This is a genomic window from Clostridium mobile (assembly GCF_018918285.1).
In the GTDB taxonomy this organism is placed as follows: Bacteria; Bacillota; Clostridia; order Clostridiales; family Clostridiaceae; genus Clostridium_AW; species Clostridium_AW mobile.
Genome location: NZ_JAHLQF010000001.1, coordinates 81,297 through 96,531 on the forward strand (window position 1 = coordinate 81,297; position 15,235 = coordinate 96,531).

General features: G+C 30.6%; 13 protein-coding genes. All 13 read left to right on the forward strand.

The window, feature by feature from the left end; genetic code table 11:
- The first annotated feature begins 24 nt into the window (after nucleotides 1–24).
- Nucleotides 25–993 (forward strand): AI-2E family transporter, encoded by a 969-nt coding sequence (locus KQI86_RS00480; protein ID WP_216437198.1) that lies wholly within the window; start codon nucleotides 25–27, stop codon nucleotides 991–993.
- Between the two features lie 33 nt (nucleotides 994–1,026).
- On the forward strand, nucleotides 1,027–2,184 hold the full coding sequence (locus KQI86_RS00485; protein ID WP_216437199.1) for a 1-deoxy-D-xylulose-5-phosphate reductoisomerase: 1,158 nt from the start codon (nucleotides 1,027–1,029) through the stop codon (nucleotides 2,182–2,184).
- 67 nt (nucleotides 2,185–2,251) lie between these two features.
- Nucleotides 2,252–3,223 carry an RIP metalloprotease RseP gene (gene rseP, locus KQI86_RS00490; protein WP_246582668.1) on the forward strand — a complete coding sequence of 324 codons (972 nt, stop codon included), beginning with the start codon at nucleotides 2,252–2,254 and terminating at the stop codon, nucleotides 3,221–3,223.
- Between the two features lie 10 nt (nucleotides 3,224–3,233).
- Complete coding sequence (ispG, locus tag KQI86_RS00495) at nucleotides 3,234–4,283, forward strand: flavodoxin-dependent (E)-4-hydroxy-3-methylbut-2-enyl-diphosphate synthase (protein ID WP_216437200.1); 1,050 nt, start codon at nucleotides 3,234–3,236, stop codon at nucleotides 4,281–4,283.
- A 10-nt stretch (nucleotides 4,284–4,293) separates the two neighbouring features.
- Nucleotides 4,294–8,598 (forward strand): PolC-type DNA polymerase III, encoded by a 4,305-nt coding sequence (locus tag KQI86_RS00500; RefSeq protein WP_216437201.1) that lies wholly within the window; start codon nucleotides 4,294–4,296, stop codon nucleotides 8,596–8,598.
- 209 nt (nucleotides 8,599–8,807) lie between these two features.
- Nucleotides 8,808–9,269: a ribosome maturation factor RimP gene (gene rimP / locus KQI86_RS00505; RefSeq protein ID WP_216437202.1), complete on the forward strand. Its 462-nt coding sequence runs from the start codon at nucleotides 8,808–8,810 to the stop codon at nucleotides 9,267–9,269.
- Between the two features lie 17 nt (nucleotides 9,270–9,286).
- Nucleotides 9,287–10,336, forward strand: coding sequence for a transcription termination factor NusA (gene nusA, locus KQI86_RS00510; RefSeq protein WP_216437203.1), 1,050 nt, complete (start codon nucleotides 9,287–9,289; stop codon nucleotides 10,334–10,336).
- A gap of 29 nt (nucleotides 10,337–10,365) precedes the next feature.
- The gene (gene rnpM, locus KQI86_RS00515) at nucleotides 10,366–10,635 is read left to right on the forward strand and encodes an RNase P modulator RnpM (protein WP_216437204.1); all 270 of its coding nucleotides are present in this window, start codon (nucleotides 10,366–10,368) and stop codon (nucleotides 10,633–10,635) included.
- Nucleotides 10,625–10,939, forward strand: a complete 315-nt coding sequence (locus KQI86_RS00520; RefSeq protein WP_216437205.1) for a ribosomal L7Ae/L30e/S12e/Gadd45 family protein — start codon at nucleotides 10,625–10,627, stop codon at nucleotides 10,937–10,939. The genes rnpM and KQI86_RS00520 overlap by 11 nt, the downstream gene beginning before the upstream one ends.
- A 17-nt stretch (nucleotides 10,940–10,956) precedes the next feature.
- Nucleotides 10,957–13,035: a translation initiation factor IF-2 gene (infB, locus tag KQI86_RS00525; RefSeq protein WP_216437206.1), complete on the forward strand. Its 2,079-nt coding sequence runs from the start codon at nucleotides 10,957–10,959 to the stop codon at nucleotides 13,033–13,035.
- A 15-nt stretch (nucleotides 13,036–13,050) separates the two neighbouring features.
- Entirely contained in the window at nucleotides 13,051–13,416 is a 366-nt protein-coding gene (gene rbfA / locus KQI86_RS00530; protein WP_216437207.1) for a 30S ribosome-binding factor RbfA, read from the forward strand.
- The gene (locus tag KQI86_RS00535; protein ID WP_216438256.1) at nucleotides 13,403–14,365 is read left to right on the forward strand and encodes a DHH family phosphoesterase; all 963 of its coding nucleotides are present in this window, start codon (nucleotides 13,403–13,405) and stop codon (nucleotides 14,363–14,365) included. Before rbfA ends, KQI86_RS00535 begins: the two co-directional genes overlap by 14 nt.
- The gene (gene truB, locus KQI86_RS00540; RefSeq protein WP_216437208.1) at nucleotides 14,365–15,231 is read left to right on the forward strand and encodes a tRNA pseudouridine(55) synthase TruB; all 867 of its coding nucleotides are present in this window, start codon (nucleotides 14,365–14,367) and stop codon (nucleotides 15,229–15,231) included. Before KQI86_RS00535 ends, truB begins: the two co-directional genes overlap by 1 nt.
- The last annotated feature ends 4 nt before the right edge of the window (nucleotides 15,232–15,235 follow it).

The window sequence follows — 15,235 nt, forward strand, 5'->3', positions numbered from 1 at the left end:
TAGAAATTATAAGGGGATATATAATTGCAGGATGTACAAGAAAATATTAAAAAATTAATTTACTGTGGCATACTATTTATAACTTTTATTATTTTTATAAAAGTTATAAAAATTTATTTCAAACCTTTCTTTATTATTATATTTTTGTTAGTTTTATCAAGTCCAATTAACTCTTATTTAAGTAGATATAAAATAATTAATAATAAAGTGAGAGGCTTGTTTAGTATAGTCTTAGTTAATATTATAATCTTTGCTTTTATTCTATATTTAGGAAATTGGTTATTTGCTACTAAGGACGTTATAATTAATGGTGTTTTAAAATTATTATTAAGTATAAAAGAATTGCTTGAAAGTCTAAATATTAATTCTAATCTACTAAATGGAGAGTTAGAAGGATATTACTTAAAAATATTAAATTCTAATCTTCTAAAAAAAAGTGCAATCTATACTACAGATAGTATCATAAATTATTTTGTTGCCAATATAGTGGTTTACTTTATTTTGGTAGATAAATATGTTATATTTAATTGGACAAAAAAAATTATGAGTGAGTCAAAATTAAGTTTTTTAAAAAACATCTTTGCAGATGTTAAAAATATTATTAGAATTGAATTTTTAATAGTAATAGCTATAACCTTTGAAACAATAATAGGATTTATGATATTAAATATTGACAATTATTTTTTATTAGGAATTCTTTGTGGTATTTTAGATTTAATACCTTATGTGGGTACGATTTTAGTTTTTCTACCCTTAATATTATATAATATATCGATGAAAAATTTTTTTCTGGCTTTTGGCTTAATATTCCTATACATATTACTATTGATAAATAGGCAAATAATTGAGGCAAAACTTATGAGCAATAAGCTTAAGATTCACCCGTTGTATACTTTTTTGGCCTTCTACATAGGCTTTAGGGTCATGGGAGCCCTGAGTATAGTGATTATGCCATTATATTTAATTTTTTGCAAAAGTATACTAGAAGCATAGATGAGTTATTTATTTACAAAAGGAGATGTTTATTTGAAAAGATTAACTATATTAGGTGCTACTGGTTCTGTTGGAACCCAGGCATTAGATGTTATAAGAAAAACAAGAGAAGAACTTTCCCTAGTTGGTATTTCTGCTCATAGCAATTGGGAAAGTACAATACAAATAATCGAAGAATTTAATCCTAAATATGTAGCTATGACAGAGAAAAATGCTTTTGAGAAAATAATGAACTACTGTAAGGAAAATAACAAGAAAATAGAAGTACTTTGGGATATAGAGGGTCTAAATATAATCTCATCCTTGCCAGAAATAGATATTGTCTTAACTTCAGTAGTGGGTATGATTGGACTTCAGCCTACATTAAATGCAATAAAAGCCGGAAAGGATATAGCCTTGGCTAACAAAGAAACCTTAGTTGTAGGAGGACAGATAATAATAAATGAGGTTAAAAAGAATAATGTTAAGATTCTTCCAGTAGACTCAGAACATAGCGCCATCTTTCAATGTTTAGAAGGAAATTCAAAGGAGGAAGTGGATAAAATAATATTAACCGCTTCTGGAGGCCCTTTTAGAGGTAAAAAAATAGACGATCTTGAAAATGTTACTTTAGAACAGGCTTTAAAACATCCAAGATGGAATATGGGCAAAAAAATTTCTATAGATTCAGCTACATTAATGAATAAGGGTCTTGAAGTAATAGAGGCTCATTATCTTTTTGGAATAGATTATAAAGATATCCAAGTAGTAATACATCCTCAAAGTATAATACACTCTATGGTTCAATATGAAGACGGAAGTGTTATTTCTCAAATGGGCACTACTGACATGAGATTACCTATACAATATGCATTAAACTATCCAAAGAGAAGAAAAGCAGTTGGAGAAAAGCTTGATTTTTATAATCTAGAAAAATTAACTTTTGAAAAACCAGATTTAAATACATTTAAGCCTTTAAAATTAGCATATACAGCAGGGGAAAAAGGAGGTATCATGCCTACAATTTTGAATGCAGCAAATGAAGCTGCTGTTGATCTTTTTTTAAATAAAAAAATAAAATTTCTTGAAATAGGGAATATATTAGAAGAGGCAATGAATAAATTTTATAGCTGTGAGGCTTTGTCTATTGAAAGTATAATTGAGATGGATAAGAGAGTAAAAAATTATGTCTTTGATAGTTTTAAGCTTTAATTAAGGAGGAATAACTGTGAATTTTATTAATATATTAGGAGCTCTTTTGGCTTTTGGATTATTGGTAATGATCCATGAATTAGGACATTTTATTATGGCTAAACTTAATGGAGTAAAGGTTGAGGAATTTGCGATAGGAATGGGTCCTAAACTAGTTGGGTTTAAGAGTGGTGAAACCGCTTATAATATTAAACTATTACCTATAGGTGGATATGTTAAGATGCTTGGGGAAGATGGGGAAGATACCTCTGACGAAAGGGCCTTCTCAAACAAAAGTTCTTTACAAAAATTAAGCATAGTTGCAGCAGGTCCTATAATGAATTTAATTTTAGCGATTATCCTATTTAGTATAATTGGTGGAATAAAAGGATATCTTGTACCTGTAGTTAATAAAGTTGTACCTGATTTACCTGCACAAGTAGCTGGTATTCAAGAGGGAGATAAAATACTTAAAGTTAACAATAAAAAAATACTTACTTGGCAAGATTTTTACACTCAAGTTTATATGAATAAAGGTGAGGCAATAGATGTTACTGTTAAAAGGGGAAATGAGATTAAAACAACTAAAGTTACCCCTGTGAAAGATGAAAAAGAAAACAGGTACCTTGTTGGTGTATATCCTACAGAAATTACAAATCCAACAATTAAAGAATCTATTTCTTATGGTTTTGTGGAAACAAATTCATTAATTAGTCAAACCTTTGGATTTTTAGGTACTATATTTAAAGGTAAAGCTTCTTTAAATGATTTTGGTGGCCCTGTTACAATTATTAAAGTTTCAGGAGAAGCTGCTAAGGCAGGCTTTTTAAGTTTACTATACTTTGCTGCTTACTTAAGCGTGCAGTTAGGTATTTTTAATATAATACCATTTCCAGCTTTAGATGGTGGATGGATTACATTATTTTTAATAGAAATAATTACAGGGAAAAAATTTGATAATAACAAGGTTGGTGTAATTAATTATATAGGATTTGCCATTCTTATGTCATTGATGATATTAGTTACAATAAAAGATATTTTATATCCTATAACATTCTAGGAGTGATAAAATGAAAAGGAAAATTACTAAAAAAATACGAATAGGAAATATTTATATTGGGGGCGATGCCCCTATATCTATTCAGTCCATGACAAATACTGATACTAGGGACATAAAAAGCACTATAAATCAGATAAAAGAATTAGAAGAAGCAGGATGCGAAATAATACGTTGTGCTGTACCTGATATGGAAGCTTGTGAAGCTTTAAAGGATATAATAAAAAATATAAATATACCTCTAGTATCAGATATACATTTTGACTATAGATTAGCTTTAAAATCTATTGACAATGGAATAAGTAAACTCAGAATAAATCCTGGCAATATCGGGGATAAGCAGAGAATAGAAATGGTAGTAAAAAAGGCAAAGGAGCGAAATATACCTATTAGAATAGGAGTAAATTCTGGCTCTCTGGAAAAAAGATTATTGGTTAAATATGGGAAGGTTTGTCCGGAAGCATTAGTTGAAAGCGCTCTAGGACATGTAAAAATCTTAGAAGAATTTGATTTTGATAATATCGCATTGTCTATTAAATCTTCTAATGTTATAGAAATGATAGAAAGCTACAGGTTAATATCCCAAAAAACTAATTACCCGTTGCATCTTGGTGTTACAGAAGCTGGAACTCATTGGCGGGGAACTATTAAATCCAGTGTTGGTATAGGGACTCTTCTATCTGAAGGAATAGGAGATACAATAAGAGTTTCTCTAACTGGAAATCCTGTTGAGGAAATAAGAGTAGCAAAAGAAATATTAAAATCCTTAGGGCTATTAAAGGGAGGCATAGAATTTATATCTTGCCCAACCTGTGGGAGAACAGAAATTGATATTATAAAAATTGCAAATGAAGTGGAAAAAAGGATTGAAAACTTAAATAAAAACATAAAAATTGCTGTAATGGGATGTGTAGTAAATGGTCCTGGGGAAGCTAGAGATGCGGATATAGGTATAGCTGGCGGTAATGGTGAAGGATTAATATTTAAAAAGGGGGAGATAATTAAAAAAGTAAAAGAAGATCAACTCATTTATGAACTTATTAAAGAAATAGAAAAAATGTAAGGTGAAGAAAATGAATATAGATTTGGCTAAAATACTCCATGATGAAAATCCATCTTCACAAGATTTATTAAAAGATATTAAAATCTTAAAAATACAGTATTTAAAAAAAAGCAATAAATTAAAAGTAATACTTAAATCTTTTAATGAATTTAATAAAGACATGGAGACTCGTTTTAAAGAAATGCTTTATAAAAAATTCAATTTTTTTAACGATATAGAATTAGTTTTTTATAAAGATATCTCTAATGTAACTCTTAAAGATTTATGTAATAATTATTGGTGTGAACTCACAAATGCAGTAGTCACTCATGTACCTTTAGCAAAAGAATGTATGCTAAACGGTGATAAATCTGTCGAAGATAATATTCTAACCATAAGATATGGAAATGAATTTATCTATAATATGTTAAGGAATAAAAACTTTGAAGAGTTAACTTATAATATAATACGAGATATTTTTGGATTGGAGTGTAAGGTAAAGCTAGCTTATGAGGTTTCATGTAGTAATCAAGAATGTAATGAACTAGAAGAAGAAGAAATGTCCTTAATTAAAGAAATTATAAAAAACAGTACACCTAAGCTACAAAAAAATAAAGTTATATCTTTGGATAGACAAAAGAATGATGATAAAAATTCAAAAGGAGATAAAGATAGTAGTATTCTTTTAGGGAAAAATATTAATGAAGATTGGATTACTATTGATTGCATTGATGAACCAATGGGCATGGTAACAATTTGTGGAGATATATTTAAAAGAACTGTAATTGAAACTAAAACTGGTAGAAAAATTGTATCTATTTATGTTACAGATTATACTGGGTCCATTACAGTAAAAATATTTACTCGTCCAAAGGATGAGGAAAAAGTGTTAGAAGAAATAAAGGAAGGACTTTACTGCAAAATTCGAGGGGAAGCTATTTATGATAACTATGCAAGAGAAGTAGTTATTATGGCAAGAGACATTATAAAGCTTAATAAGATTATGAAAATGGATAATGCAGAAGAAAAAAGAGTTGAACTACATCTTCATACCAGAATGAGTGCTATGGATGCTATGACATCAGCGGCAAATTTAGTAGAAAGAGCGGCAAAGTGGGGCCATAGCGCTATTGCTATAACTGACCATGGAGTAGTTCAAGCATATCCTGAAGCTATGGATGCTGGTAAAAAACATAAGATTAAAATTTTATATGGTGTAGAAGCTTATCTGGTAGACGATGGAGTGCCTATTGTTATAGGCGGAGAAGGAAGAACTATCGACGATGAATTTGTTGTTTTTGATATAGAAACTACAGGATTTTCTAGCATAAATGATAAAATAATTGAAATTGGTGCTGTAAAGATAAAAAATGGACGAATAATAGATAGCTTTAGCAGTTTTGTCAATCCTAAAGTAACCATTCCATTAAAGATCGTGGAACTTACAAGTATAACTGATGAAATGGTTAAAGATGCAGAAGAGATTAGTGAAGTTTTACCTAGATTTTTAGAATTTGTAGGGGATACTGTTGTAGTTGCACATAACGCAAGTTTTGATGTTTCTTTTATAAAAAAGAATTGTAAGGACTTAGGTTTAACATTTAATAATCCTATAATGGATACGATCCCTCTTGCTAAATTTTTATATCCGGAACTAAAGAGATATAAATTAAATATAGTTGCAAAACATTTAGGGATAAGTTTAGAAAATCATCATAGAGCTGTGGATGACGCAAAGGCTACAGGAGAAATATTAGTTAAAAGTTTTGAAACTTTAAGTGAAAGAGAAATTTTTACCTTAGAAAACATAAATGAAGAATATTTTAAAAATATCGATGTTAAAACATTACCTACATATCATTTAATAATATTAGCTCAAAATATGACTGGATTAAAGAATCTTTATAAATTAATATCCCATTCTCATCTGGATCATTTTTATAAAAGACCTAGAATGCCAAAAAGCTTAATTCAAAAATATAAAGATGGTCTTATTATTGGCTCTGCTTGTGAAGCAGGGGAAATTTATAAAGAGATTCTTAAAGGTAAAAGTTATGATGAATTGAAAAATACAGTTGATTTCTATGATTATCTTGAAATTCAACCTCTAGAAAATAACTATTTCATGATAAGAAATGGTACAGTTAAAGATGTTGAAGAGTTAAAAAATATAAATAAAAAAATATGTGAGTTGGGAGAAAGATATAATAAACCAGTAGTTGCCACCTGCGATGTTCATTTTTTAAATCCTGAAGATGAAATTTATAGAAGAATTATAATGAATGGTCAAGGATATAGCGATGCAGACAACCAACCTCCACTATATTTTAGAACAACTGAAGAAATGCTAAAGGAATTTAATTATTTAGGTACAGAAAAGAGCTTTGAAGTAGTTGTAAAAAACACTAACAAGATTGCTGACTTAATTGAGGAAATAAAACCAATTCCTGATGAAACATTTCCTCCTAAAATAGAAGGCGCTGAAGAAGAAATTAGACAAATGACTTTAAATAAAACTCATGGCATTTATGGAGATGATTTGCCAGAAGTGGTGCAAAAAAGACTTGATAAAGAACTAAATTCCATAATAAATAATGGTTATGCAGTATTGTATTTAATAGCACATAAATTAGTTGATAAGTCTTATCAAGATGGATATTTAGTTGGGTCAAGAGGATCTGTAGGTTCCTCCTTTGTTGCTACAATGTCAGATATAACTGAGGTTAATGGATTACCTCCTCATTACGTATGCTCCAATTGTAAATACAGTGAGTTTATAACAGACGGTTCTATAAGCTCTGGTGCAGATTTGCCAGATAAAGATTGCCCAGAATGTGGAAACATACTGACAAAAGATGGTCATGACATACCTTTTGAAACTTTTCTAGGTTTTGAAGGAGATAAAGAACCAGACATAGATTTAAATTTCTCAGGTGAATATCAATCTGTAGTACATAAATATACAGAAGAATTATTTGGTAAGGGGCATGTTTTTAGAGCTGGGACAATAGGTACAATTGCAGAGAAAACTGCCTATGGCTTTGTTAGAAAATATCTAACTGAAAAAAACATCCATTCTAGCGGAGCTGAAATTGAAAGATTGACTTTAGGATGCACTGGCATAAAGAGAACTACTGGCCAGCATCCTGGTGGAGTTATGGTTGTTCCACAGGATAACGAAATATTTAATTTCTCTCCAATACAACGTCCAGCAGATGACAATAATACCGAAATAATAACCACTCACTTTGATTATCATTCTATAAGCGGTAGACTACTAAAGTTAGATATTTTAGGTCATGATGATCCTACTGTACTTAGAATGCTTCAAGATTTAACTGGACTAGATCCTAAAACAATACCTTTAGCGGATCCTAAAGTAATGAGTCTTTTCACATCTACTGAAGCTTTAGGAATTAGTAAAGAAGAATTGGGATGTGAAGTGGCCACATATGGACTTCCAGAGTTTGGTACTAAGTTTGTTAGGCAGATGTTGATCGACACTCAACCAAAAACTTTTTCAGATTTAGTGAGAATATCTGGACTTTCACACGGTACTGATGTTTGGCTTAATAATGCTCAATATTATATAAAAGAAGGCTATACTACCCTAAAAGATTGTATAGCTACAAGAGATGACATAATGGTATATCTAATATATAAAGGACTTCCACCTAAAACAGCTTTTAATATTATGGAAAAAGTAAGAAAAGGAAAGGGATTGTCCGAAGAACAAGAGCAAGTTATGAAAGAAAATGGAGTTCCAGAGTGGTATATAGAATCTTGTAAAAAAATAAAATACATGTTCCCTAAAGGTCATGCCGTTGCCTATGTTATGATGGCTGTTAGAATAGCTTATTTTAAAGTATATTATCCTAAAGAGTACTATGCTACCTATTTCTCTGTTAGGGCTGACGATTTTGATGCAGACATAATATTGAAAGGCATTGATTCTATGTTACGAAAAATGGAAGAGATTAATGCTATGGGAAATAACGCTACTCCTAAGGATAAAGGACTTTTAACTACCTTGGAGATTTGTCATGAAATGTACCTTAGAGGAATTAAATTTCTAGAAGCTGATTTATATAAATCTCATGCTGAGAAATTTATAATTGAAGATGATGGAATCAGAATTCCTTTAAGCGCTCTCACTGGGGTAGGAGTCAATGCTGCTAAAAACATAGTTGAGGGCATAAAGCTTGGAGAATTCATCTCAAAAGAGGATTTAAAAATCAGGGGTAAAGCTACAAGAACTGTAATAGAAGCTTTAGATAATCATGGCTGCCTTAAAGGCATGCCTGAAACCAATCAGCTGAGCTTATTTAACTTATAGAAATAACTAGCCCTTGAAATAAGGAATTTGTTGTGATACAATGGAAATTAGTAAGTTTGCAGATATATTTTGACTTGTAAGAGTGGGTATTAACCCGCTCTTTCTATTTGTATAAAACGCAACCATAGTTGCGTTTTTAAATTAATATATGAAAATTGTATTTAAATTGCTGTTTTACTACACAATATTATGTAAGGAGGGATCGTTATATGGAAAGAAGTTTATTTATAGATGAGTTAACAAATTTAATCCACCCTATAGTTGATAGATTAGGATATGAACTTTATTATTTAGAATATATAAAAGAAAATAGAGAAAATTACTTAAGAGTATATATAGATAAAGATGAAGGAATAACTTTAGAAGATTGTGAAAAGGTTAGCAGAGAAATTAGTGAAATGATGGATATTGAAGACCCAATATCAGAAGGTTATTATTTAGAACTTTCATCTCCGGGTATTGAAAGAGAGTTACATAACGATAACCACTTAAATAAGTATATTGACTATGAAGTTTCTGTAAAGCTTAAATCTTTATTTAATGGCAGCAAAAAATTTGACGGTGTTTTAAAAGAGTTTGATAAGGATACTATAAGTATTCAATTAGAGGATAACTTATTAGCTATACCTAGAGAAAAGATAAAAACTATTAATTTAAAAGTGGAGTTTTAAGGGAGGTTAATTTAATAATGAATGAAGAATTTGTGGAAGCACTTAAAGAGATAGTTAAAGAAAAGGGTATCAGTGAAGATTTAATATTTAATACTATTGAAGATGCTTTAGTCGCTGCCTATAAAAAGAATTATGCAAAACAAGGTGCCACAACTCAAAATGTGGCGGTTATCATGAATAGAGGAACTGGAGAAATTCAAGTATATTCTAAGAAAACAGTAGTTGAAGGTGTGGAAGATGAATTTAATGAAATTTCCTTAGAAGAAGCTAGAGAAATAGATCCAAGATACGAATTAGATGAAGTGGTAAACATAGAAGTAACTCCCAAGAAATTTGGAAGAGTTGCTGCACAAGCAGCAAAACAGGTAGTAATTCAGAGAATTAAAGAAGAAGAGAGAAGAATAGTTTATAATGAATTTATAGAAAAAGAATGTGACATTATAACTGGATCAGTAATAAGGAAGGATAAAACTAACGTTTTTGTTGATTTAGGCAAAATAGAAGCAGTACTTGGTCCTAATGAACAAATGTTGGGTGAAGCTTACAATTTCAACGAAAGATTAAAGCTATATATAGTTGAAGTAAAAAATACTACTAAGGGTGCGCAAGTAATAGTTTCTAGAACCCATCCTGGATTAGTTAAGAGGCTATTTGAATTAGAAGTACCTGAAATATATAATGGAATTGTAGAAATAAAAAGTATAGCTAGAGAAGCAGGCTCAAGAACAAAAATCGCTGTTCATTCTAACGATGAAGATGTAGACCCAATGGGTGCTTGTGTAGGTCCTAAGGGCATAAGAGTTCAAAATATCGTAAATGAACTTAAAAACGAAAAAATTGATATAATAAAATGGAGTAAGCTTCCAGATGAGTATATTGCAAATGCGTTAAGTCCAGCTAAAGTATTAGATGTTACAATTGATGAAGAAAATAAGTCAGCTAAAGTAGTGGTAGATGATAGTCAGCTATCCCTTGCCATAGGAAAAGAAGGTCAAAACGTAAGATTAGCTGCAAAACTTACAGGTTGGAAGATAGATATTAAAAGTTCTTCACAAGTCAATGGATAGATAACACTTTAAAAGGAAGGTGGGTTTATATGAGAGTTAAAAAAATACCTGAACGAATGTGTACCGGTTGTATGGAAATGAAGCCTAAAAAAGAACTTATAAGAATTGTACGAAATAAAGATGGTGAAGTTTCAGTAGATTTAACTGGTAAAAAACCTGGTAGAGGTGCTTATATATGCAAAGATGTAGAATGCCTTCAAAAATCTTTTAAGAGTAAAAAATTAGAAAGAAATCTCGAAACCACCATAAGTGAAGAAATATATAATAAGTTAAGGGAAGAGATAAATAATGAAGGATAAGTTTATTTCCTTTCTAGGAATAGCTAAAAAAGCTGGTAAATGTCTAGAGGGTTATAATAAATGTGAAGATTCCATAAAAAAAGGAAACTGTCATTTATTAATAGTATCACGAGAATCATCTGAAAATACGAAAGATAAGTTTAAAACTCTTTGTGATATTAGAAACACACCTATGATAATTTACTATAGCAAAGATGATTTATCCAATATATTAGGTAAAGAAGGAATAAATATCGTTGGAATAAGCGATTTATCTATTGCCAAAAGGTTAATGGATTTATGGAATGACATGAACATAAATTAGTTTCGGGGGTGAATGCTTTGTCAAAAATTAGAGTATACGAATTAGCAAAAGAACTAGGTATGTCTAGTAAAGATCTTATAAAACTATTACAAGATGAGTTTAGCATAGAAGTAAAAAACCATATGAGTGTTATTGAAGATGAAGATGCTCAACTTATAAAGGAATTATATGCTGAATCCGACAAAGAAAATAGTGATGATTCAGATGGTTCTGACAATATAGAAGAAAAATATGGTGAACTTCAAGAAGCAGAAATAAAAGCGAAGACAAAAGGTAGAAAAATAAAAACTAAATCACAAGATAGTACAGAAAATAGTAATGATAGTGATAACGCTGAAGACGAAATAGTATTAGAACTAGGAGATACTATAACTGTAAAAGAATTTGCAGATAGAATTGCTAAACCTTATTCAGAAGTAATAAAAGAGCTTATGTTTATGGGAGTAATGGCTGCACTAAACCAAGAAATAGATTTCGAAACAGCAGAAAAGCTGGGCGAAAAACTCGGTGTTCTTGTATCTAAAAAAGAAGAAGACTATTTAATTGAAGAGGTTTCTGGAGAAGAAGATGAGGATGATAATAAAGAAAAGAGACCTCCTGTAGTTACAGTTATGGGCCATGTTGACCATGGTAAAACTTCATTGTTAGATGCTATTAGAAAAGAAAAGGTAGCTTCATCAGAAGCGGGAGGCATAACACAGCACATTGGTGCTTATACAGTAGAAATCAAAGGTGAAAAAATAACTTTCTTAGATACACCTGGACATGAAGCTTTTACAGCAATGAGAGCAAGAGGTGCCCAGATTACTGATATAGTTATATTAGTTGTAGCTGCTGATGATGGTTTAATGCCTCAGACAAGAGAAGCCATAAACCATTGTAAGGCTGCAAATGTTCCAATGATTATTGCAATAAACAAAATGGATAAACCAACAGCTAATCCAGATAGAGTAAAACAACAATTAGCTGACGAGAATCTATTAGCTGAAGATTGGGGCGGAGATACTATAACAGTACCAGTTTCAGCACATACTAGAGAAGGTATAGATAATTTATTAGAAATGGTAATTTTAACTTCTGAAATGGAGGAGTTAAAAGCAAATTCTCATAGAAATGCTAAAGGAACTGTTATTGAAGCTAAACTTGATAAGGGTAGAGGACCAGTAGCCTCACTTTTAGTTCAAAACGGAACCTTAAATGTTGGAGACTCAATACTTGTAGGTACAACATACGGCAGAATAAGAGCTATGTTTGACGATAAGGGTAAGAGAATAAAATCAGCCGGTCCATCAATACCTGTTGAAATATTAGGATTGTCAGAAGTTCCTTCTGCTGGAGATAGATTTAATGAAGTAAAAGATGAAAAAACTGCAAGAGAAATGGCTGAAAAAAGAAAAGAAAAAACAAGAAGTGAATATTTACAATCCACTCATAAGGTTTCATTAGAAGACCTATATAGTCAAATTAAAGAAGGTAAAATAAAAGAATTAAATATAATTGTTAAAGCAGACGTACAAGGTTCTGTGGAAGCTGTTAAGCAATCCTTTGAAAAGCTATCAGCTGATGAAGTAAAGGTTAGGGTTATACATGGTGGTGTAGGAGCAATTACAGAAACTGATGTAACATTAGCTAATGCTTCTAACGCTATAATCATTGGATTTAACGTAAGACCAGATAATAATGCGATTGCTATAGCAGATAGAGAAAATGTTGAAATTAAAACTTATAGGGTTATTTATACTGCTATAGAAGATATTAAAGCTGCTATGATCGGTATGTTAGAGCCTGATTATAAAGAAGTAATCCTTGGAAGAGCTGAAGTTAGGCAAACTTACAAGGTCTCAAATGTTGGAACAGTTGCAGGTTGTTATGTATTAAATGGTAAAATACTAAGAAATGCAAGTGTAAGAGTGTTGAGAGAAGGAATAGTAATTTTTGAATCAGGACTTTCTTCATTGAAGAGATTTAAGGATGATGCTAAAGAAGTTGCCTCTGGATATGAATGTGGTATGATGATTGAAAAATTCAATGATATTAAAGAAGGCGACATCATAGAAGCTTATACTATGGAAGAAGTAAAAAAGCAGACCCTATAGTAGGAGGGATATTTTATGGCTAAACATAGATCTGGAAGAATTAACGAAGAAGTAAGAAAAGAAGTGTCTAGTATAATTCAATATGATATAAAAGACCCTAGAATGAATGCTATGGTTAGTATAACAAAAGTTAATGTAACTAAGGATTTAAGATATGCAAAAATATACGTTAGTATATTTGGAGATGATACAGAAAAGAAAAATACTCTTGAAGTATTAAAAAATTCTAGCGGTTTTATTAGAAGAGAAATAGGTCATAGAATTAACTTAAGATATACTCCAGAAATAATTTTTGAATTAGATAACTCCATCGAGCATGGTATGCATATTGATGCTATATTAGCTCAAATAAAGGAGAGGGAACATGATGATAATGAATAATATTTTAAAAATTATTAAAGAAAGTAAAAAAATTGCTATAAGCTTTCATACTTCTCCCGATGGGGACTCCTTAGGGAGTTCTCTTGGTCTTTTACAAGGAATTAGAAAGTTAAATAAATTTGCTTACATTCTCTGCAAAGAATCTATTCCTGATAACTTTACCTTTCTACCTTATAGCAATGAAGTTATAGAGTCTACTGGAAATGTTCTAGAAGGAACAGATTGTGTAATTGTTTTAGACTGTGGAAATACAGCAAGAATTAATGGTAATATTGAATTAGGTAGTAAAGAATATACAATAATTAATATTGACCACCATGTATCAAATGAACTCTATGGTCATTTGAATTATGTAGACACTAATTCTGCATGTATGGGAGAAATAGTTTATCAAATGCTTAAAGATCTGAGTATAGAAGTAGACAGGGATATTGCAACTTGTTTATATACATCCATACTAACAGATACAGGCTCTTTTAGATACTCAAATACTACCTCAGTGACTCATTCTATTGCAGGAGAGTTGATAAATACTGGTATTGATTTTAGTAGTATACATCGACTTGTATTTGATAGTAAGGCTTTTGATAGGTTCAAACTATATGGTATGGTATTCGATACAATGGAACTTATAAATAACCAGATATGCGTAATGACAGTTACAACAGACATGTTTACAAAACTTAATATAGATCCTGGGACAGATACCTCAGATATAGTTTCTTTCGGAAATAGCATTAAACCTGTTGAGATTACTATTCTCTTAAAAGAAAAAGAAAATGAGGTAAAAATAAGCTTAAGATCTAAATCAAAAATTGATGTTAGAAAGATTGCAGAATCCTTAGGAGGTGGAGGTCACATAAGAGCAGCTGGCGCCTCCATTAAAAATAAATCCTTAATAGAAGTAAAAAATATATTAATAGAATTAGCAGAAAATGAGTTGATGTAATGAACGGAGTTTTAAATATATTTAAGCCTTCTGGTATAACATCTTTTGATGTGGTTAGAATGGTGAAAAAAGCTGCGAACACAAAAAAAGTTGGTCATACAGGTACACTGGATCCAATGGCTTCTGGTGTACTCCCTATTTGTTTGGGAAATGCTACAAAAATTGTAGATTACATAATGAATGAAAGTAAAATTTATAAAAGCACTTTAAAGCTTGGAGTGGTTACAGATACCTATGATAAAGAAGGTAAAATATTAAAAGAAGAAACTGTAGACTTGGAACCAAAAATTGTAGAAGAGTGTATTAAATCTTTTCAAGGAAGTATAGATCAAGTTCCACCCATGTATTCTGCATTAAAAGTTAATGGTAAAAGACTTTATCAATTGGCTAGAGAAGGAATAGAAGTAGAAAGAAAAGCTAGAAAAATCAACATATATTCTATTGATATATTAAATATAGACTTACCTTATGTAACCTTTCAAGTACATTGCTCAAAAGGCACTTATATACGAAGTCTTTGCTATGATATTGGAGAAAAACTAGGTGTAGGTGCTTCCATGTGGGCCTTAGAAAGAGTTAAAACTGGCATTTTTAATATTAAAGATGCTCTGCATATAGATAACTTAAATAATCAAAATATAAATGAATACCTTGTACCTATAGATGAAGCATTAAGTAAATATGAAAGTATTACTATAGAAGAAGTTTATGAAAAATTACTGGTAAATGGAGTTCTTATAAAAGATAAGCGGATAATGGGAAATATAAAAAAAGATGTTATCTTAAGAGTTTATTCTGGTAATAAATTTATAGGTCTAGGTAGAAGAAGTGAAGAAGGATTTAAAATCTTGAAATTGCTTGTATAGGGGT